16 protein-coding genes are annotated in these 20,341 nt (G+C 65.3%); 11 read left to right on the plus strand and 5 right to left on the minus strand.

Going from position 1 to position 20,341, the window contains the following annotated elements:
• Positions 1 to 40 precede the first annotated feature (40 nt).
• Genes NS1_RS19785 through NS1_RS19795 form a run of 3 tightly spaced genes read right to left on the minus strand, consistent with a single transcriptional unit; the run spans position 41 to position 2,562 of the window.
• On the minus strand, positions 41 to 685 hold the full coding sequence (locus NS1_RS19785; RefSeq protein WP_062986828.1) for a hypothetical protein: 645 nt from the start codon (positions 683 to 685) through the stop codon (positions 41 to 43).
• A gap of 18 nt (positions 686 to 703) precedes the next feature.
• Positions 704 to 1,879 carry a radical SAM protein gene (locus tag NS1_RS19790; protein ID WP_255284609.1) on the minus strand — a complete coding sequence of 392 codons (1,176 nt, stop codon included), beginning with the start codon at positions 1,877 to 1,879 and terminating at the stop codon, positions 704 to 706.
• On the minus strand, positions 1,876 to 2,562 hold the full coding sequence (locus NS1_RS19795) for a hypothetical protein (protein ID WP_062986749.1): 687 nt from the start codon (positions 2,560 to 2,562) through the stop codon (positions 1,876 to 1,878). Before NS1_RS19795 ends, NS1_RS19790 begins: the two co-directional genes overlap by 4 nt.
• A gap of 336 nt (positions 2,563 to 2,898) precedes the next feature.
• Between NS1_RS19795 and NS1_RS19800 the strand changes: the two genes are divergently transcribed.
• From NS1_RS19800 to NS1_RS19815, 4 genes are all read left to right on the plus strand, one after another.
• Positions 2,899 to 4,260, plus strand: a complete 1,362-nt coding sequence (locus NS1_RS19800) for a helix-turn-helix domain-containing protein (RefSeq protein ID WP_062986751.1) — start codon at positions 2,899 to 2,901, stop codon at positions 4,258 to 4,260.
• Between the two features lie 39 nt (positions 4,261 to 4,299).
• Positions 4,300 to 4,794 carry a flavoprotein gene (locus NS1_RS19805; protein ID WP_218019947.1) on the plus strand — a complete coding sequence of 165 codons (495 nt, stop codon included), beginning with the start codon at positions 4,300 to 4,302 and terminating at the stop codon, positions 4,792 to 4,794.
• Positions 4,795 to 5,058: 264 nt separating this feature from the next.
• Positions 5,059 to 6,333, plus strand: a complete 1,275-nt coding sequence (locus NS1_RS19810) for a helix-turn-helix domain-containing protein (RefSeq protein WP_169812804.1) — start codon at positions 5,059 to 5,061, stop codon at positions 6,331 to 6,333.
• The gene (locus tag NS1_RS19815) at positions 6,330 to 7,214 is read left to right on the plus strand and encodes a phosphotransferase enzyme family protein (RefSeq protein ID WP_218019948.1); all 885 of its coding nucleotides are present in this window, start codon (positions 6,330 to 6,332) and stop codon (positions 7,212 to 7,214) included. Before NS1_RS19810 ends, NS1_RS19815 begins: the two co-directional genes overlap by 4 nt.
• 230 nt (positions 7,215 to 7,444) lie before the next feature.
• On the opposite strand, the gene NS1_RS19820 is transcribed toward NS1_RS19815, so the two are convergent.
• Both NS1_RS19820 and NS1_RS19825 read right to left on the minus strand, forming a co-directional pair.
• Positions 7,445 to 14,032 (minus strand): helicase-like domain-containing protein, encoded by a 6,588-nt coding sequence (locus tag NS1_RS19820; RefSeq protein ID WP_062986752.1) that lies wholly within the window; start codon positions 14,030 to 14,032, stop codon positions 7,445 to 7,447.
• A 65-nt stretch (positions 14,033 to 14,097) separates the two neighbouring features.
• Positions 14,098 to 14,610: a hypothetical protein gene (locus tag NS1_RS19825; RefSeq protein ID WP_062986754.1), complete on the minus strand. Its 513-nt coding sequence runs from the start codon at positions 14,608 to 14,610 to the stop codon at positions 14,098 to 14,100.
• A gap of 413 nt (positions 14,611 to 15,023) precedes the next feature.
• Here NS1_RS19825 and NS1_RS19830 point away from each other — a divergent pair, with 413 nt between their 5' ends.
• From NS1_RS19830 to NS1_RS19855, 7 genes are all read left to right on the plus strand, one after another.
• Positions 15,024 to 15,473 carry a hypothetical protein gene (locus tag NS1_RS19830; protein ID WP_062986756.1) on the plus strand — a complete coding sequence of 150 codons (450 nt, stop codon included), beginning with the start codon at positions 15,024 to 15,026 and terminating at the stop codon, positions 15,471 to 15,473.
• 387 nt (positions 15,474 to 15,860) lie between these two features.
• Positions 15,861 to 16,388, plus strand: coding sequence for a hypothetical protein (locus tag NS1_RS19835; protein WP_062986758.1), 528 nt, complete (start codon positions 15,861 to 15,863; stop codon positions 16,386 to 16,388).
• Positions 16,385 to 16,804 (plus strand): hypothetical protein, encoded by a 420-nt coding sequence (locus NS1_RS19840; protein ID WP_062986760.1) that lies wholly within the window; start codon positions 16,385 to 16,387, stop codon positions 16,802 to 16,804. Before NS1_RS19835 ends, NS1_RS19840 begins: the two co-directional genes overlap by 4 nt.
• Before the next feature lie 107 nt (positions 16,805 to 16,911).
• Positions 16,912 to 17,115 (plus strand): hypothetical protein, encoded by a 204-nt coding sequence (locus NS1_RS40145; protein WP_157125311.1) that lies wholly within the window; start codon positions 16,912 to 16,914, stop codon positions 17,113 to 17,115.
• A gap of 93 nt (positions 17,116 to 17,208) precedes the next feature.
• Positions 17,209 to 19,080: a glutaredoxin domain-containing protein gene (locus tag NS1_RS42270; RefSeq protein WP_062986762.1), complete on the plus strand. Its 1,872-nt coding sequence runs from the start codon at positions 17,209 to 17,211 to the stop codon at positions 19,078 to 19,080.
• A 17-nt stretch (positions 19,081 to 19,097) separates the two neighbouring features.
• Positions 19,098 to 19,805 carry a DUF8176 domain-containing protein gene (locus NS1_RS41755; protein WP_255284610.1) on the plus strand — a complete coding sequence of 236 codons (708 nt, stop codon included), beginning with the start codon at positions 19,098 to 19,100 and terminating at the stop codon, positions 19,803 to 19,805.
• 81 nt (positions 19,806 to 19,886) lie between these two features.
• On the plus strand, positions 19,887 to 20,162 hold the full coding sequence (locus NS1_RS19855; protein ID WP_062986765.1) for a hypothetical protein: 276 nt from the start codon (positions 19,887 to 19,889) through the stop codon (positions 20,160 to 20,162).
• Positions 20,163 to 20,341 lie beyond the last annotated feature (179 nt).

Below are 20,341 nucleotides of genomic sequence, written 5' to 3' on the forward strand. Positions count from 1 at the left end.
TCACTGCTCTCTCGACGACCCCACCGTTCCCCGGCCTTGCTCAGAGGAGGTTCCACTCACCGAGCAAGGCGACCAGCTCCTCGAGGCGCTGTGGCGACATACGCTTCTTCGCCGCGTCTTCGAGGGATTCCTTGGCGGCGCCGTACTGCCACCACGACTTCCCGGTCTTGGCATCCATGACCAGGAACCGGTCGTTGATCGCGGGTCCGCGCAGCACAAGCGACACGGTGCCCGGCTCGGCGACCACAGCGTGGATGGCGCTGTGGTGCAGTGCGTAACTGGCGCCGACTTGCTCGTGGCGCACGTGGATGGCGCGCAGTGTGGAGACGTCGGTGTCCGAGTCGAGTTCGGTCGGGCTGTAGATCCGGTGCCGGTACTGGCCGCGCAGGATGTTGGCGGCGTAGGTCCAGCGGTGATTGTGCGGGCGGTCGATGTAGCCGGGCCCGAAGATGTGCAGCCGCAGTCGGATTCCGCTGTACGGGTCGTCATGCAGGACGATCTTGTCGAGGATGTCGTAGTGCTCGCATAGCGGTGTGAGGTCGGTGTTGTCGGGCAGCGCGTTGAGGGCTCGGCGCAGCAGGTACTTGGCTCCGGCGATCTGGTCGAATGCCTTCCTGGTCGCCGCGTCGACGGCTTCGACGTCGTTCCAGTCCACCGCGCGTAAGGGCTCGATGATCGTTTCCATGGTGGTCACGGTGTTCTCCTATTCCGGTTTGGCGCTGGACTTCCACAGTCGGCAGACGGGCACGATGTCGGGGTACGCCTCGCAGGACGATTCGCCCATGACGACCTTCTCGGCGGGGCAGCCGCCCAGGCACGCAGTGGCCTTGCACCCGCCGCAGGCACTATTCGTCAGCGGGAGGGTGAACAGGTCGAACTCGTTGCCGGAGGTGTCACGGTTGATGAGGACTTGCCCGTCCTGCATCTTCGCGAAGTACATGTCGGTGTCGAACAGGTAGCTGCAGATGTAGGCGCGACCGTCCGGGAAGACCGAGATCCGGTCCAGGGTCCGGCCGATGCAGCCCTGGTAGCCCTCGTCGGCGTAGCGGCTCATCTGGTCAACGCGCGCGTAGGTCGGCTGGAACCACACGCGCGTTTTGTAGTTGGGTGCGATCTGTTCGAGCCGGTGGCAGAAGTCGACCCACTCCGGTGGGGTCATGGCCATCTCGGCGTTGCCGTGTCCGGTGCCGATGGTCGAGAAGACGTGGAACTTCACCAGGCTCGCGCCGATCTCGTCGGCGATGGCGAGCAGGCGCAGCACGTCGCCCTCGTTGGCCTTGTTGACCGTGCAGATGATGCGGGTGTCGAATCCTCGCTCGCACAGCTCGGTGCTGGTCTCCATCGCCTGCTCGAACGTTCCTTCGCCGCGGACCGAGTCGTGGGTCGCGGCGCTGCCGCCGTCCATGCTGACCTGGACGTAGGCGAAGTCGGCGGGGGTGAGCTGGGCGAACTTCTTCCGGGCGAACTTCTGGGCGTTGGTGGTGGTGATGACGTGCTGGTAGCCGATCGTGCGGGCCGCTTTGATGGCATCGACGTACCACGGGTGCAAGGTCGGTTCGCCGCCGAGGATGGTCAGCTTGTCGCTGCCGAGTTGGCGCCAGGTGGTCAGGGTGTCGGTGATCTGCTGAGGCGTCATCTTCAACGCGCGCTCAAGGCGTTCGCCCATGTAGCAGTGGTCGCACCGCAGCTGGCAGGCTTCGGTGATGTACAGGTACAGGTTGCGGAAGCGGCCGTAGGCGACTTTGTCGACGCGGCTCGGTTCGGGCTGAGTGATGTTGCGCGGCATTCTGGCGTGCCCATATGTCTCAAGGCCGTAGGTCTCGGGTCGGAACGGCCGGACAGCGGGGAAGGGCAACGGTGTGGTGCTCGAAGTGGTCACGCTGTTTTGCTCCTTGCGATCAGCAACGGTTCGACGATGCTGGCTACTGCGGGTGCCGGGGCGGCAGCGTCGAGCGTGTTGGTGGCGATGCCAGCGTTGTCGAATGCGGCGCGCACCCGGTCGACGGTGTCGTGGTGGCGTCGACTGCGGGCGGCGAACAGTGTTGGTGCGTCGCCGCGGCGAGGGTGCAGGAGCGCATTGCAGTTCACACAGACCCAGCCGCCGACCTTCGATGGAGTTGCCGGAATGCGCGGGTCTGCTGCCGGATCGTGCTCGCATCGGTGGCAAACTCGGCGCTTCTGTGCCCGCCTCCGGCGAGCCTTCGCATCGAGCACGAGTTCGATCGGCTCGACCGAGCAGCCCGGCGCACAGGACGAGATGATGTCCAACAGCGTGTCGACCTGCTCGCCGGTGCCGGGGTAGTTGTCCATGAGGACGGTATGAATCCGGGGGTCCGCGACTACCGTCTCCACGTAGACGCGGACGGCCGGGGCGACGACTGCTTCATCGATCCATCCGAGGTGTCGCGGACCGCCGCTGGCGGTCGCTCGTACGACTTCGGCCGGTACGTGTTCGCGCAGCCGAAACACGTGTCGGTCGGGATCTTTTCCGAGTGCGAGCGTCAGTGTGGTCTTGCCAGACGATGGTGGACCGAGGATCGGAACCACGAGTGATAGCGCCATGTCGCCCCTTCCGCAGAGTTCGTAACGGACAAACCGACAATGACGGCGATGGGCACCAAATGGCTATACGCGCAACGAATATCGGCCGGCTGCGGATATGCAGCGCTCGTATATGCGCTGGGTACCGGCGGTGGTAGCGTCTGAAAAACCGTTGGGGACAGCATGATCGCGGGAGCGAGGCGAATGATGCCGACGACCGAGGACGGGCGCGACTGCACGATGTGCGGAAGCCTATTGAGCCGATTCAATTCCGGTGTCGCGTGCGGCAGGTGCGCGCGAACAGCACCGGCCGTGGGCGCGCCCGTGATGTCCGCCGCCTTCTGGGCTAGCGACCATATGCGGGATGCACTGGCGTCCTGGCACATCGGCCGGGTGATCTACGCCTGGCGAACACACCCCATGCACGAGACCACGATCAGCCAGCTCGACGTCGCGAACTGGCTCGACGTCGCGCAGGCTACCTTGAGCCGAATCGAGACCGGCGATGCCCCCGAAGCGCTGTCCAAGCTGGTCAAATGGGCGACCCTACTGCACATCCCCGAGGAACTACTGTGGTTCCAACTCCCACGAATGGATGCCGCTGCCGAAGTAGACCGTCGACAGTTGCTCATTCTCGCGACATCGGCCGTCGCGGCGGCAACCGCAGACGATCTTCTGCCCCGACGTTCGCCAGGCCAGAGCTCACTGAGCGTGCCAGCAAACGCGGTCGAGGCTGACGAATTCGACGCCTCGGTTCCTGACATCGAAACCGCATTCTGGGCCGCCGGGAATGTCGAACACGATGGACCTGTACGCGAGATCGCCGAACTAGTGGCACTGGGTAGGCGTATCACCAAACTCCAAATGGCCTGTGACTATGCAACACTCGGACCACAATTGGCACCATTGATCACCGAGCTGTACCGACAGGCGCACAGCGGAAGATCCGCCGATCGCAGTCTCGCGTGGGACGCCTTGGCCCAAGTCGCCTCTGAGACCTCGGTGGCGATGCGCGCCCGCGGCTACCTCGCGGTTGCGTGGTCAGCCGCACTGGCCGCAGAGTCGGCCGCGCGACGAATCGACAGTCGACAAGGCATCGCCTCCGGGGCGTACGTACGCAGCCAGGTGCTCCTGGCGAGACCGAAATCGTTGAAGGAAGCCCTGGATTGCGCTGTTCGCGCCGCCACCTTCGTCGGACCGGACGCCACCACCGCGCCCGAGATCCAAACCGTGGGAATGCTGCACCTGCAAGCGGCGCTGGTGACCGCGACCATGGGAGGAAACCCACACGACCACCTGGGCCAGGCGGCTGAGTACGCAGCACGACTCGATCGTTCGGTTGCCGACGATCCGACGACGATCGTCGGCAACGTCTCGTTCGGCTCGGCGAATGTTGCGCTGTGGAACATGACGGTGGCGATGGAGCACTCACCGGAGCGGGTGCTCGACCTCGCTCGCCGGCTCAATCCCAGATCGTTGCCGACTGTCGGCCGGGCCGCGCAGTACTTCGTCGAGGTTGGCCGTGCTGCGGCTGCGCGCGACGACCACGTCATGTCCCTCGAAGCGCTGCTGCGCGCCGAGCACATCGCACCTCACGAAGTGCGCAAGATGTCGACGGTGCACGAGCTGGTGGGCGACATGATGGTCAAGGCAGGGCGCGAGCTCATCACCGGCGATCTCGGCAAGCTCGCTTCACGGGTTGGAGCGGTGCCTCGATAGGCGAAGACTTGTCGGATATTGCCTGCCATGATGGGGGGCATGAGTGAGCGCACGAGGGTTCTGTACGCGATCGTAACGGGGGCCGGTGGGGCCGAGGGGGTCGGGGAACTGGTGGCTCTAGCGCAGGCCGACGGCTGGGAGGTGTGTGTTCTCGCGTCCCCCAATGGTGCTCGGTTTATCGACGTCGAGGCGCTGGAAGTCCAGACAGGTTACCCCGTTCGTTCAGAGTTCAAGGCGCCGGGAACCAAGGACTTGCTTCCATTTCCCGACGCGGTCATTGTGGCACCGCTGACCACGTCCTCGATGGCGAAATGGGCAGCGGGAATCGGGGATACGTTGCCGCTCGCGTTGCTCGTCGAAACGGTCGGCGGCGGATTGCCCGTGGTGGCGGTACCTCATGCGCGGGCGACACAATTTGAGTTTCCAGCGGTAGCTGCTGCGCTGGCGAATCTCGCTGAGTGGGGTGTGCGCTTCGTCCGGGTCAACGAGGGCGACCCGGTTCCATGGGCCGGCGCGCTGAAGAGTCTCGACTGACGCCTCGCTGGTCGCGCCTCCCTGCGCAACACATTTGAGGTGTCCCTTACGAATAGCACCAGATGTCAATACGCGCTGGGTATCGGTGGTGGTACCGTCTGAAAAACCGTTGGGGACAGCATGATCGCTGGAGCGGGGCGGATGACGCGAACGAGCGAGGACGGGCGCGACTGCACGGGTTGCGGAAGCCGATTGAGCCGATTCAACACCGGCACATCGTGCGGCAGTTGCGCGCGATCAGCACCGGCTGTCGGCGCGCCGGTGATGTCGGCTGAGTTCTGGGCTAGCGACCATATGCGGGATGCACTGGCGTCCTGGCACATCGGCCGGGTGATCTACGCCTGGCGAACACACCCCATGCACGAGACCACGATCGCCCAGCTCGACGTCGCGAACTGGCTCGACGTCGCGCAGGCTACCTTGAGCCGAATCGAGACCGGCGATGCCCCCGAAGCGTTGTCCAAGCTGGTCAAATGGGCGACCCTACTGCACATCCCCGAGGAACTGCTGTGGTTTCGACTCCCACGCAGGGCTACGGTGGACGACGTGGACCGCCAAGGATTTCTGCGGGCAGCCGCAGCAACCGCCGCCAGCGCCATAGCGTCTCCGTCCAGCATGTTGCGCCTGCTGGACGAGGCCAGAGCCACGCCAATACCTTCACGAGTCGGCCCAGTTGAGATCGCGCAAATCCGGGACGCTGCAACTCTTTTCGCGCGATGGGACGCCGAGTACGGCGGCGCGCTCGTGCGAGATGTCGTGACGACTCAACTACGCATCGCCGAGGGTTATCTGCACGCCGACTGCGCCCCAGCCGACCGAGCAGACTTGGAGTTCGCCGTCGGAACGCTGGCGCACACCAGCGCCTTCGTGGCATTCGACGCCTGCATACACTCGGACGCCACGGAGGCGTTCGAACTCGCGCGAAAATGCGCGAAAGACGCCGGCGCCGTCCACCTGCACGCGAAGGTCTTGTCCTCGATGGCCCGCCACGCCATCTGGACCGGTCGGATTTACGACGGCGTGGGACACATCCAGGAGGCACTCGCCTTGGCGCCACAACTCACTGCAACAGAGCGAGCAATGCTGTGCACCACCGAAGCTCGCGTCCGAGCGAAGCTGGGCGACATACAGGGGGTGCTCACCGCAGTCGGCAACGCAGATGAGCATTTCACCAACTCCTCACCAGACAACGATCCGGTCTGGATGCACTACTACGACCACGCTCAGCACGCGGGCGATACCGGTCACGCGCTATTTGACATCGCGATACATGGCAGTTTCGTCAGCGAGGCGCGGACTCGGCTTTCCACCGCGGTCCAAGGCCATACCGATCTGGCGGCACGATCCCGCACGATGTCGTCGATCAAGCTGGCGTCACTGGTTATGGCAACCGGCGACCCGGACGAGGCTAAGTCGATTGGGTCGGCTGCGCTCACGGGCGCGAACGCGCTGCACTCGCGGCGTGCGGCCGAGGACGTCCAAGAGCTCCACGGCTACGCCGATCAAGCAGGCGTACGCGTGACGGCGACAACCGCGTGAACGAGGTCGACATCGAGCAGATCGCACGAACTGCCTGCACCGAAATGGGCCTCGTGCAACCGCATTTGATTCCGATCAAGGTCGCTGAGAACGGGATCTTCCGAGTTTCCGAGCAGCAGCTGGTGGTGCGCGTTGCCCGTGACGGCCAGGCCGACGCGGCGCAACGCGAACTCACGGTCGCTCGATGGCTTCACACGAACGACGTCCCCGCTGTCGAACCGGGTGGCTGCGGTTCGGACTTCGTCGTTGTCGATGGACGGCCGGTCACGTTCTGGCGAGAGCTGCCACCACATCGGCCAGGCAGTGTGGGTGAGATCGCCGAGGCGTTGCGATCTCTTCACCGCCTGGCGGTACCCCCATTCCTCGGTGAGATCGCCCCATTCGTCCGGGTCGGCGAACGAATCGACGCCGCCCGTACCCTCAAGCCCGACGACCGGCAGTGGTTACGCGCTCGTCTGGCTGACCTTCGAGCGGGGTGGGCTGAGTTGCCACCGGGTCTACCCTGGGCACCGATTCATGGTGACGCATGGGAGGGCAACGTGGTCACAACCGACGACCGGACGACTCTGTTCCTCGACCTGGAACGCGCATCGGTCGGTCCACCCGAGTGGGATCTAACGTCGACCGCGATCAAGCACAGCTCTTTCGGGTGGATTTCCGCCACAACTTACGCTCAGTTCTGCGACGCTTACGGGACAGACGTCACCAAGTGGGCCGGGTTCTCGTTACTGCGCGATATCAGGGAATTGCGGATGACGTCGATGGCCGTCCAGAGCGCTGCGGCGAACCCTGCGCACGTTGAGCAGGCGCAACACCGGGTCGATTGTCTCCGTGGTCGGCGCGGCGGGCGACCATGGAACGGCTGGGTGGCTCTGCCATAGCAGAACTAGAGTCTGCGAGACGGTGAGTGCGTGAGCTGACCAAACTGCTCGACGAAAGCGATCCCGACACCCCTAATTTCGGGCCGGCCGCTGACGACCCATCGACGGCGGGGCCCTCGGAGGCTGAACGGGCTGAAACTGCGGCCCGGCGGCGCCAAGCGGGAAAACAGCGTCGGAACCAGCGCAGGCAGAAGTAGGAACCAAGCCCCTACCTGTCGTCACCTGAAGGTTCATCGAGCTCGGCCCTGATTGGTGAGGATCGAGGTTCCGTTGGCACCGATGACGACCGCAGCACCACCGAATTGACGGACCATCGCCGCAGCGTCGTGCATCGCGGCTGATTGGATGAAGTCGGTCTCGTCGGCGGGGCCGTTCGCTCCTGACGATGTTGCCTCCGGCCGGATCTCGTTGCTGCCCAACAGTTCCTGGTTGATCGCTTTCTGCCGTTCCCGTAGTGCGTCAAGGCGGTCGCTGTGTTCGAATGGCTTGCCCAAACGTTGTTCGGAGCGCTCCCGTTCCGTGCGTTCGGTGGCCAGTCGGCTTGTCGCGACGTCTAGTCGTTTGTCTAGACCGTTGACGGCGTTCTCCAGCCTGAGCATCACTCCGGCTCCGCCTTTTTCCAGGGTCTTCCCATCGAGGGTGACGTAGAGATCGGCGCTGATCTCGGAGAACACCACCGCGACGTGGGCGTCGCGGCCGGTGGGTACGTTGCGGGCGTCAAGGGTGAAACCCGCTATCTCTACTACGCCCTGATCGGAGAACTCCTTCCACACCGAGCGGGGGTCCTGAGTCAGCTTGGACAGTCGTGCGGCAAGCGCGTCGCCAGCGTCGCCGCGGTGGTCGAAGAAGCGACCGCTGACCTTCGCTGCGAAGGCGTCGCCCTTGGTCGGCGTTCGGTGCGCGATTGCCTTGGTGTAGGCATCGCTCTCGGCTTCGAGGCCGGGGATGGCGTTGTCCGCGTCGCGGATACGGATATGCAGCAGCGACTGGCTACGTTGATGGGCTCGGCGCAAGCGTTCGAGTTTAGTGACCTCGATGTCGACTTCGGCCTTCTCCAGCACCAGCGGATTGCCACTGGCGATAGCGAGGGCCTCGTTGGCGTTGAGCGCCGCATCGCCGATGTCGTCGATCTCCCGGGCGGTGAGCGACCCCTTCAGAAATTGGTTGACCATGGCCGCTTTTCGCGACTGAGCTGCCCACATGCGGGCATCGAACGTACCTTCGGTGACGGCGCGAGCAACAGCGATCTCCGCGTTTTGGTTGCCCTGGCGGATGCCACGCCCGTCACGTTGCTCGATGTCGGCTGGCCGCCATGGACAGTCGACATGCAGCATGGCGACCATCCGGTCCTGAATATTCACGCCGACGCCCATCTTGGACGTGGAGCCGAAAAGGAACTGGATGCTGCCGTTACGGGCCTTGGTGAACAGCGCCGCCTTTCCCTTGTCGTTCTTCGCGTCGTGGATGTAGGCGAACAGGTCCGCCGGTGCGCCCCGTGCGATGAGCTTGGACTTGAGTTCGTCGTAGGCGTTCCAGTCCGCGCCTGGTGTTCCCAGGTCACAGAACGCCAGGACGAGGCCACCTCGGCGAGGGTGGGGCTGTCCGTCACGACCAAGGAAGACCTGGTCCTTGGCGGCTTGCCATTTGTCGAACATCCAGTCGGCCGCTGCTTCGAGCTTGAGGCCGAACTGATCTTCACCGACCTCTTCGTCCGGCTGGTGGCGCGACATCGCTGAGTAGAGCGCGACGTACCTCGCCGTGGCCGGACTCGGAGACTTCGCGTGGAGGTGTCTGGCGATGGCGCCTCCCTCCGCGATGTCCAACATCGGGCGATCCTCGTGCGCCGATACGGAGCGAGAGCCGAGGCCGAGCGACTTGACAAGGCGCAGGTCAAGAGCTGCGGCACGACCGTCGGAGGAGATTTTGAGCATGTTGTCCACGGTGGGGTCAACCGCGCGTGACTTCACCTTTTGCGCCCGTTCACCGAGTTCCCGGACGTATTCGAGCTGAGTGTCGGTAGCCGGGACGGAGATGACCTCTGGCGCACGTTCCCCGTCGGCCCGACGGGCGAGCTTGGGCACCGGGAGCTTCAAGTCCTCCGGCAATTTCACGTCGGCGGCGACATGGAACATGCGTTGCAGCTCGATGACGTTGCGGAAGCCCACCAGTCGGGTCTTGAGACTCCACGAATTGCCGTCGACCGACATCTCCAGCTCGGTCCGGGTGCGGCCGAAGGTGGCCGCCCACTCGTCGAAATTGCGAATTCCGGCGTCTTCGAGCAGGTCCGGGCGGAGGTAGCGCTGCACGACGTACGCCTCGGTGATGCTGTTCGCGAGCGGGGTCGCCGTGGCGCCGGTGATGGCGCGCCCGCCGTGCTTGTCGCGCAGGTACTCCACGACCATGTGCAGCTTCTGCGCCCGCTGGCTTCCGGCGATGGCGGCTGACTCGATCTGGGTGTCGGTGGCCAGATTCTTGAAGTCGTGCAGCTCATCGACCACGAGGTAATCGATACCGGTCTGCTCGAACGTGATGCCCGGATCGGTCGGGCCGCCGACCTTCTTTTTCAGTTTCTCCTCGGACTTGAGGATCGCGTCCTCGATACGTTTGACGGTCGTGCGTTTGGCCCCGCCCGCCATAAGTTCGGCCAGATACTCGCGGCGCGGTTGGATCTCGCGGTCGAAGTACCAGTGCGCGGTGTCGCGTGCGACCTCGAGGCGTTGGAATGACCCGCGAGTCAAGATGATCGCGTCCCAATCGCCGGTCGCTGCGCGGGCGACGAACTGTCGTCGTTTCTCCCCTGCCAGGTCCTCGGTGCCGGCGGCGAGGATGCGCGCTTGCGGATACGCCTGCAAGAACTCCCTGGCGAATTGATCGAGCATCGAGTTCGGCACCATGATCGCTGGTTTGCTGACCAGCCCGAGGCGTTTGAGTTCCATGACGCCCATCGCCATCTCGAGCGTTTTACCCGCGCCGACGGCGTGGAAAAGACCCACATTCGGCTCGGCGATCATCCTGGCGACCGCGGCCCGCTGGTGCGGGCGCGGGGTGTAGACCCGGGACAGGCCGGGCAGGCTGAGCATCTTCCCGTCGGTCTCGTAGTTGCGCAAGACGAGGTTGTTGAAGCGTCGGTTGTACTCCTCGCTCAGCCGCGCTGCGCGGACCGGGTTCTCCCACACCCATTCGCTGAACCGTTCGTTGAGCTGTTCGGCCTTCTCGTTGGCGGCTTCGGTTTCGGTTGGGTTGGGGATGCGTGACTCACCGTTTTCGTCCGGATCGAAGACGCGGATCGGAGCCTGGCGCAGCAGGGCTTGGGCGATTTTGGGTGCCGGGACGCGGGCGGTGCCGAATTCCTGGGTCGCCAGAATGCCGCGACGGCCGCCCGTGACCTTCCACTCCCCCGCTTTGGTGTGCTCGACGGTGATCGTGTCGTCGTTGAGGACCTCGTTCAGGAATGTCTGCACGTCGGGCGCGTCGATCCATACCGCGCCGAGTCGGGCGTCGATCTCGGCTGGTCCGAGATCGACGGGGATGACCCCGGTCAGCGCGGTGACGTTGTCGCTGTAGGTCTCCGGGTTCGCGGCGGCGGCGTCACGGGCTTGGTCGAGCTTGAGACGGACATTGCCCGACAAATATTCCGCCGCGGGAACGAAGCGGCCGTCCTCGGCGGGGTCGGGGTAGATCAGACCGCGGCATTGCGCGCGAGCTTGGTCGTCGTCGCTGCCGAGCAGGCCCGCGATGACCGGCAGGTCGATGCGGCCGTGCGTATCCAGGCAGATCGCCACCGCGTCCTCGGCGGTGTCCGCTCCGGTGCGCGGGGTGCGCGGCGCGACGACGCGCTGGCGCATGATCGCCATCTTCACCGCGGTGTCGGTGGTGGCGTCGTAGTCCTCGAGCGCCAGCACGATCGGGGCGTGCGGGTCGTCGCGGAATACCCGCATGACCGGGGGGCGACGGACCGACATGACCGGCTCACCCGCATCATCGACGCGTCCGGTCGGATGCCACGTGCAGCGGTTGATCGGTCCGAATCGCTCGGTGTAGCGGTCGTAGCGTCGGTTGAGTCGGGTGCGCAGGGCTTCGATCTCGTCGGAGTCTTCGGCGTTGGCGGCCTCGTTCTCCAGCAGGGCGACCGCGGTGTCGCGCAACCCCAGTAATGCTCGCAGTTCCTCGGCTTGGGTTTTCGGGATCGTCAGCTCGCTGTAGGTGCCGTCGACATGCAGTGCCTCGAACCCTTGTGCTGTGGCGCGCAGGTGGCCAGGGAATTCGTTCGCGTCACCGGGTGCGCTGGCCGCAGCACGCCGTTCGCCGGCTACCAGTTCACGGGGCTGATGGGCGATGCCCTCGCTCAGGGCTTGCCGCGCGATGCGATCAAGCGCCTCACGGAGTTGCTGTTCCAGGTCGCCGCGCCCGTGCACCTCGACTGCCAATCCGCCGTACATGCTGGTTCCGGCCCGTAGCTCACCGAGAACCATGTCGGGGTTGTTGAGGAAATACTCGTTGACGACGACTTCCGCCTCACCGGCATCTTGAGCCAAGGGCACTTCGGTGCTGGTGGCCAGCTCGAACGGTCCACCGAGCTGGCGTGGCGCGCCATCTCGACGGCGCAGGATCAGGATGTCGGTGACCACGTCCGTGCCCGCGACTCGCCGATGTGTGCCGTTGGGCAGGCGGACCGCACCGAGGAAGTCGGCGTGAGCGGCGATTTCACGACGGGCGGATGGATTCTTCTTGTCCAGAGTGAAGGAGCTGGTCACCACCGCCACCACACCGCCCGGCTTGGTCAGTGCGATCGACTTGAGGATGAAGTGGTCGTGCATGCTGTGCTCGCCGGTGTTGTGCACCGGATCGTGGAGCCGGGTCGAGGAGAACGGCACGTTTCCGATTGCGGCGTCGAAGTGTCCTTCGGGCAGACGGGTGTCGGCGAAGGATTCGACCCGGATGTCGGCGTGCGGGTAGAGCGCCTGTGCGATCCGAGCGGTGGTGGAGTCCAGTTCCACACCGGTCACGCGCGCCGATTCCGGGGCACGTCCGATGAATGCGCCTGCACCGCAACCTGGTTCGAGGACTCGTCCGTCGACGAACCCGAGAGATTGGAGGTGATCCCACATCGTCCGCACGATCATCGGATCGGTGTAGTGGGCATTGAGGACGGTGCGGTTGGCCTGCTTCCATCCGGTGTCGCCGATCAGGGTTCGTAGCGATTCGGCGTCGGCGCGGAACTCTTCACGCTCGACGTCGAAGATCGCGGCGGCGGCGCCCCACGAGGTCCATTTCGCCAACGTTTCTCGCTCGGCCGGCGTCGGCGTGCGATTGTCGCGTTCGAGGACCTGAATGGTCTGGATCGCCGCGAGGTTCGCCTCGATGCGCCGCTGTGGCGACCGGGGGATCTCCACTTCGGGTGCCGGAAGCCGTTCGGCGCGACGGAATCCCGCGTTCACGGGACCGGTCGCATTGGCCCTCGCTGTTGTGACCGGCCCGGTGGCCGCCTCGGTCCGAGGTGGTGTCGCTGGTGACTGGTCGGTGGTAACAGGCACCGCCGTCGGTGCCTGCGGCTCGGACGGCGTAGGGGCAGGGGTCGCACCGTTGGAGGCTGCTGGCGGCGATGCCAGGGCGGTCGAATCCTGTTTAACCTCCGACGATTCGATGGGTGTTGTGCGTTCGGTCTGCGGCTTTGTGACCGCGTGGCCGGAGGCGAGGGGCGCAGTGTCGGCGGTGGTCGCGGCCCCGGTCTCGGTGAAGGGCAGGCCGAGTCTGGTGAGCGAGGCTCGCAGGTACCCGACGCGGCGGGTGCGCACGGCGAAGTCGGTCGCCCGCCGCTGATACCAGAATTTCTGGGGCCGTGACCACTGGAATTTGGCGTCGTGCAGGGCTTGGCGGAGTTGCAGGTTCGCTTTGTCGGTGTTACGGACCAGCGTGCCTTCGGCGGTGTGCTCGATGAGGATCGGCAACGAAGTCGTCGCGTCCTCGACCAGGACAGCGGGTTCTCGCAGATCAGTACGCGGTGTAGCGAGATTCGTTTCGGTGCCGACGATTTCAGCTGCGGCGGGAATCCCCGGCTCGCGGCGCTCGGCCAGATGGGCACGAATCCGAGGCATCACTTCGCGCACGGGTAGCGCTTCGGTGATCGGCGCCGCGTCGGCGTCAGCGCCGGGGTGAACGATCCACTGGCCGCGTTTGGGTTCGAGAAGGAAAGTGTGTTCACCGACCACGACGTGCGCCCGTTGTCCGTGCACTCCGCCGAACCGTTCGTGGGCCGACAGCCCGAGTTTGTCAACGAACCCCGCCAGCCGCTCGATGCGCGAGCGCATCTCGACGTAGTCGGTGGTGCCGGCGGGGTTGATGAGCTGAGCCTGGTCGAGCAGCGTGCGGGCTTGCTCGAACCGTCCCGCCCGAAGGTGTCCACCGGCCGCGTTGACCATCGGCCCTGTGGCATGTGCGCGCTCGTACTGGCGGGCTTGGACCGAGGCGGGTGTCTCGTCGTAGAGGTCTGGGTGGGCCCGCAGGTAGCACTCGACCCACAACCAGGTCGGCCCGAATCGCTCCCCCGCCGACAGCGCCTTCAGCGGCCCCTCGGTGAGGTATCGCGGTGCGGTGGAGGGGTTGAAGATCTCGGGTGGCCGGTTGTAGCCACCGTAGGCGTACGCCTCGTCCTCGATCGTGCACCGCAGCGTTGCCAGTTCGACCCGGCTGAACATCGCATCGGCCCGTGCCAGACGTTCGGCCTCGGCACCACTGGTCGCCGTGCCGACCTCGCGGAGGCGAGTCCACTGCGCGTCAGCGCCAGTGGACTCGCCGCGGCCGACTTCCCACGTCTGCACACCGTCGATGAGGTAGTCCCGTTCACCGACGGTGACGATGGTGTCCTGCGTGCTGGAGCCGAGTTCTACCGCGCTGGCCGCGCGGCGTCCTGCCTCTCCAAGATCAGCGCCAGCTGTTCGCGCTTCTGCTGGGCGGTCAACTCGTCGTGGTCGCTCAGCATCCAGTGGACCTCCTCGACCAGATGCGGATACCGGCGATCCCACTCGCTCGCCTCCGGGCTGCCCGGCTCCATCTCCAGGCGCTGCTCCACCGCTCGCTCCTCCTGCTGCATCACCAGCAGGTCGCGCTCGGTCCGGCTCGGTTGCGGGTCGTCCTGGTTCTCCGGGGGCATCGAGTACAGCAGCTCGGCCAAGGCCATCTCCGTCGCCTGGGCGCGCACCGTGTTCAGCGTTCCCACCCGTTGCAGGTAGTCCTGTCCGGGGGTGATCGCGTCGGTTTCCAGCTGGGTCGAGATCTGCTCGATTCGCTGACTGATCTGATCTGCCAGCTGTTGGAAGCGCGTCTGCGGGTCCTCCAGCAGTTGCGTCGTTCGTGGCAGGTACGTCGTGTAGTAGGTCCTGACCTGGTCGATGATCATCGCGTTCGTTGTCCTTTCGGTGGTCGACGGTCGAGGGTGCCGGGTTCGGGTCGCCCCATAGTGCCTCCAGGCTCAGCTGGTCTTCGCTGATCTGTATTCTTCGCGGTCGCCGCGCCATAGTCGCCTCCGTGTTCGACGGCGGGGCGGCGCATCTCACCAGCCCCAATGGTTCCGTTGTTGCTGATGTGTCGAGAACATCCACCTGGGACGATTTCCGCAGATGAACTCGATGCACTCTAATGTATCGAACGACTCGATAGTATCGGGAGAACCTAAAGCGGCCTGGTACGGGGCGGGCGCTCGCCGCTTTAGATGCGATCGGGCCATTGGATACACTGGAACCATCGGAGATGCGGCGGGAAGCCGACCGCGGACCGAGATGCGCGTTCTGCTGTCGAGAGGGAAGGAAACCCGTGGCCGACACACAGTCCGACGAGACGGAGATGCCGACAAAGGGCAGGACGAACTTCTCCTGTAGCAACGACGTCTGGTCCAACGCGAAGAAGCAGTGGCAGAAGCAGATTCGCCAATTCCCCACCTGGGCAGGATGGCTGGACGCGGCCTTCGCCTCGAAGACTGCACGCAAGCGCGCGGAGTTGGGGTTGACCGAATACGAACCCGCTCCCGACCGACTCCCTCCCGGTCGACGCGTTCCACCCGAGCAGGCAGGCACCCGACCGCGCCGCTCGTACAGCGGCGACACGAAGATCATGGCCGACGCACGAGCCACCTGGTGGGCCGAGGCCGAGCTCTACCCGGCGTGGTCGGACTGGGCCGAAGAGGCCCTGGCCGACCAACTCCCCCGACCGGCGACAACACCCGCCACCCCGATCGAGTCCGCCAAGACGGTCGCGGCACCATAGCCACAGAAACCACACCCGCCCCACGGGCGCCCAAGTTCTTATAAGAACTTGGGCGCCCGTGGCGTTTCCAACCGGTTGCACCATCGGATCGACACTCCGAGACCGCCCGCACTGGCGAGCCAGGCAAGAGCGACACATCGCCGACAGTTGACGCATCTGCGCGCCCCACTCGCGCATCCGAGCCCGCTGGCGGCCCGACTCGCGCGACCACGCGCGAAGGCTGGCTTTCAGGCCGCTGACCTGGACGAACCTAGCGAACATCGATCAGCTCGGTCAGCCTTTAGATTCTTTCGATACAATCGAGTCTCTAGCATCAATAGATGCTTGGGGATCTGAGCGCAAGCCCAGCAACCGACCAACCCTCGACAAAGGACAGAGATCGATCCGATGCCCGATCCACTCATCTCCCCCGACCGCAAGACCCCGGAATCGGTCACCATGACCGCCCGCTACCTCGAGGCAGTGCTCGAGCAGGCACACACCGCTGCGAACGCCACCTCCTACATCGACATCGACGAACACGGTGCGCTCGTGCGAATCAGTCCCGATGACGGCTCCGCCGAAGCCGTGGCCCGCGCGGACAACGCGCTGGCGCACTACTTGCGCGAGCATCGTGGCGTGCTCGGCGCCGACCCACGGTGGCGTGCCCACTACGACGATTTCGATCGGGCCGACGCCCCAGGCGCACAGGTGGACGCTGGAGCTCAGCGAGATAGCTTGCCCGAGGGGCGATCTCGCCACCGCAGCGATCACGAATCGACTGCCCGACGCCATGCCCGCCATGTCGAGCAACTGATCGCCGACAGTGCCCGAGTGGGCGACGCGCACGCGGTCGCCCGCAGCTCGTTCGCCTTCCACACGGCCCCGGTCACCGCAGCTGGGGCACCGGCCGCCCTCGCGCGGCGCAGCCGATGAAGGTGCGGTCACGCAATGCCCGCTTCTTTGGCCGGGTCCTCACCACTGCGGCATGGGCTATCCGCGCGGAACTGAGCTACTGCCGTGCGATCAGGCTGGCGCTGCTCGTCAGGGCGCACGGTGGCGGTTGGTGGCGGGCCCTTCGAACCCTGGCGGGTACCTACGATGTCAGCGCGCTGCACATCGGGGGCCACTGGTTCCTCATCGGTCCACAGAGCCCCCGAACGCTGGACCAACGGCCCGATCAAGGACGCTGGGCGTGGTACATCTGCGGCCCCAGCCTCCACCGGACGCCCGACCGCTCACTGGGCCGGGAAGAATGCGCCCCCGGCTTCTCCCCGACCGCGGCGTTGACCTTCTGCCAGGAGTGGTCCGATGCGGCTCGCCAGGCCCAGCAGCAGCGCGACAGCGGATGATCTCGACCGATCAGCGAACCCCAGCAATGACTTCGGATGCTTTCGATACATTAGAACCATGACCCGGCGATCGGCCGGACGATGAATGAAAGACGAGGTGGTCGGCAATGTCGATCCTTTTGATATACCCGGCCGTTGCCATCCTGATCGCGGTCGTCGTGATCGCCGTGAAGTACCGACGCCCGAATCCGGGTCCACCCCGGGCACGCAGACGGACGGGTCGCGTGGCGCGGGGAGTCGCGGGCGGCTTGGCGGGCGCAGCGGCGGGAATGACCTTGGCGAGCCTGCTGGGTCGGACCAAGCGCCGCTGAGCCGCCCGCCCGGTGGGGGCGTCAGCCCTTCATGACCTGTTTTAGCTGTTTTAGATACTTTCGATACTTGAGGAATTGTGGAGGTGGTGTGCCGTGGCCGATACATCCGCCTCGCGTGCTTCGTTCGCCCGAATCACGCGCGCTCTCGACGAGTGGGCATTCGAGCACAACCGCCTGCCCGGCCCGGCGTCTCAGCGCGGGCAGTGGACGATGTATTGCTGCCCTGCGCACGAGGACACAGACCCGAGCTTGGGGTTGATCCACAACAAGGACAAAGCCAAGACGGTCGTGCGGTGCTTCACCGGCTGCCCCGACACGCAGGTCCTAGCGGCCATCGGACTGCCCGGCAACGCGATCTGGGACAGGCAATGGGTCCGGGAGCCTGGCACACCACCTCGACCCCGACCCCCTCGACCCGAGTCGCAACCGGAACAGCGGAGTGCACGTGATCCGGCGAAACCGTCGAAGAAGCAACGCCTCGGCAAAATCGTCGGCCCCCGCTACCAGGTCGCGACCTACCTCTACACCGACCAGCGTGGCCTTCCGCTCGGCGAAGTCGTGCGGATACATGTCCCACACGAACGGGGCATCGACAAGATGTTCTTCCAGCGCAGGGTCGACGCCGGTGGCCGGTGGCACAAGGGCGGTTTCGCCCCGGCGCTCTACCGCCTGCCCGAAGTGGCACAGGCCATCGCCGACGGTGAGGAGATCTTCCTCGTCGAGGGCGAAAAGGACGTGGAACGGGCGCGTGGGGCGGGACTGGTCGCCACCTGCAACGCGATGGGGGCGGGTGCCTTTTGGCGCGCCCACGCCCGCCAACTCGCCGGTGCGGCGCGGGTGGTGATCGTGGCCGACCGCGACGAGGCCGGCTACCGCCACGCCGCCGAGGTCCAACGGCTATTGATCGGCCTGGTGCGGGAAGTGGTGGTCGTGGAGGCTGCCACCGGCAAGGACCTCAGCGACCATTTCGACCTCGGTCACGACATCGATGAACTCGTGCCGGTCACCGATACCCAGCTCGATCAGGGATTCCCGACCGCCCACGCAATCCTCGCCGAGGCCGAGAACACCCTGGAAGGTGCGTTTCGACGTTCGTTCGACCCCGAGACCGGGTGGCGGTGGGTGTGGGTCCCAGAGATCGGGGCCGACTACGCGATCGAAACCGCGGCGACCCACGCGACAGACAACCAACAGATTTCGGAGCCAGCCATGCCACAGACCGAAACGCCACCACACGAGGGCGTAGAGATCACCGTCTACACCAAACCCCAGTGCCCGCAGTGCGATGCCACCAAACGCACGCTCGACAACCTCGGGTTCGCCTATCGGGTCGTCGATGTCGCTCAGGACCCTGATGCGCGAGAGCGTCTGTTGAGCATGGGATTTCGTGGTGCCCCCGTGGTCGAAGCCGGAAACGTTCGGTTCACCGGATTCCGCCCCGACAAGCTCAAATCGCTGTCCGGTGTGCTGCGCGCCGACGTGGTGGCAGAACAGGAGGCGGCTGCTGTGCAGCCGGGGTTTCGTCACCCCGGTGCGGCGGATCGCCTGAGCGTAGAGGCTGTGCAGAAATGGGCCGCCCCGTACTTGAGGAGCGCCCAGCGGCGAGGCGAGATCCCGGAACTGGGCTCGCCGCAATGGGCTTCGCTTCCCAACGGCGATCCCCGCAAGACCGGAGCGGTGGTAGAGGCGGCAGTGCGCTACGTACGCCAAGCCAGCGCACCCGAACCGGCAGCCTCGCCATCTCGCAGTCGGGGCGCAGATGTTGCCGCAGCGCGCGGTGATGGTCGGCGGCCGACCTTTGCCGCATTACAAGAGGCCCGCCGTGGTGAACAGTCGCTGCGGGCCGCCAGCGGACCGTTGACCCCGATCGCCACGACAACGGCTTTCGCTGGCACCGCGCTGCCCCCGGCAGCTTCAACCACAACCACCACCGCACCACACCGCAGTCTCGGTCGCGGGCGTTGAACAAGGAGAAGATCAGAATGAACGCCACCACCGATCGGTCGGCCCCTCCCTCGGGGCCCTGGACACCGGTGCTCTCGCCTGTGCATGTCCCCGAAGCCGCGCCGGAGCCCGAACCCAAGCAGCCCGTCGAGGCGGCGCCGGGCGACAGCAACACTGACCCCGAGCCGACGCGCCGTCCCCGGCATCTGATGCTGGGGATCTCGGCGGCCGTGGGTGCGCTCGGTCTCAGCGCGCTGGGGTTGGGGCTGAGCGCTGCAGGGCAGACGCACACCGCACTTCCTGGCCTGCCGAGTGCTCCCCCACCGGTGGTGACAACGACCCCGGCGAACTTTCTATCAGGCGGTCCTTGTCCAAACACCTTGGAGGGCAACGTGTATCGCGGCAACGGGCCCGGCGGCACGGCCGGTGGGGTTGCGGCGGTCTTCGCCTTCCAGCACGCGTACTACGGAGCACGCTCGGGTGATCAGGTCCGGGCCATGGTGCTCCCGGAGTCCCCGGAGTACTCGGCGACGACGATCCAACAGGGCATCGACACCATCCCCGTCTCCACGGTCTACTGCCTGACAATCACCCAACAGCAGCCCACCCACTACCTTGTGGACGTGTTCGAACGTAGGCCCTCCGGCGAGACGAAAACCTACCGCCAGAACGTCACGACCATCGACCGCCACGGGCGCACGTTCATCGACACCATCAGCAGCGCCGAGGTCGAGGACCCCCAGTGAAGCCGCAACCGATTCCCCTACTCGAAGCAGCCATGAAGCCCGCTCCGACACCCGTTCCGCGACCTTGACGATACTGAGATCATGAGCAGCCCGACCTCCCTGCACGACGATGTCATCGCCTACGCGGCCACCCGTACCGTCGACTCACCCGAGAAGGTCTCCGAAGTCGTCGAAGCCCTCGTCGAGGGATGCCAAGAGCGTGCCCGCACCGCCGCAGCCGAAGAGACCACGCTGACCGGTAGCATCTTCGCCCCCACCGTCGTCGGCATCGACCACACGATCGTGCCGACGCTCGCAACAACAATTGAGTATCTGGTCAGCGTCGTGGTGACCATCGAGTTCCGCGCGATCTTGTGACCGCCCTTCGGCACGGGGTCACACCACGTCGCCACGAAATGCCCACAGGATTCTGACAAGTATCCGGTGGGCATCTTTGTCTACTCCTGGCTCAAGGGAGGGGCACGTCCCGGAATCGCGATGCTGGCAGAGCTTGAGACCATGGTCGTGCTCACTCACGAGACCGAAGTCGCGGGGCC

Origin of the sequence: Nocardia salmonicida NBRC 13393, assembly GCF_001613085.1 — a bacterium.
Taxonomy (GTDB): domain Bacteria; phylum Actinomycetota; class Actinomycetes; order Mycobacteriales; family Mycobacteriaceae; genus Nocardia; species Nocardia salmonicida.

Coding starts and splice junctions, on each gene's coding strand:
- NS1_RS19835 (WP_062986758.1), top strand. CDS start 15,861: ATGCCCGATCCACTCATCTCCCCCGACCGCAAGACCCCGGAATCGGTC.
- NS1_RS19805 (WP_218019947.1), top strand. CDS start 4,300: ATGAGTGAGCGCACGAGGGTTCTGTACGCGATCGTAACGGGGGCCGGT.
- NS1_RS19840 (WP_062986760.1), top strand. CDS start 16,385: ATGAAGGTGCGGTCACGCAATGCCCGCTTCTTTGGCCGGGTCCTCACC.
- NS1_RS19810 (WP_169812804.1), top strand. CDS start 5,059: ATGTCGGCTGAGTTCTGGGCTAGCGACCATATGCGGGATGCACTGGCG.
- NS1_RS19795 (WP_062986749.1), bottom strand. CDS start 2,562: ATGGCGCTATCACTCGTGGTTCCGATCCTCGGTCCACCATCGTCTGGC.
- NS1_RS19855 (WP_062986765.1), top strand. CDS start 19,887: ATGAGCAGCCCGACCTCCCTGCACGACGATGTCATCGCCTACGCGGCC.
- NS1_RS41755 (WP_255284610.1), top strand. CDS start 19,098: ATGAACGCCACCACCGATCGGTCGGCCCCTCCCTCGGGGCCCTGGACA.
- NS1_RS19800 (WP_062986751.1), top strand. CDS start 2,899: ATGCGGGATGCACTGGCGTCCTGGCACATCGGCCGGGTGATCTACGCC.
- NS1_RS19785 (WP_062986828.1), bottom strand. CDS start 685: ATGGAAACGATCATCGAGCCCTTACGCGCGGTGGACTGGAACGACGTC.
- NS1_RS40145 (WP_157125311.1), top strand. CDS start 16,912: ATGTCGATCCTTTTGATATACCCGGCCGTTGCCATCCTGATCGCGGTC.
- NS1_RS19825 (WP_062986754.1), bottom strand. CDS start 14,610: ATGATCATCGACCAGGTCAGGACCTACTACACGACGTACCTGCCACGA.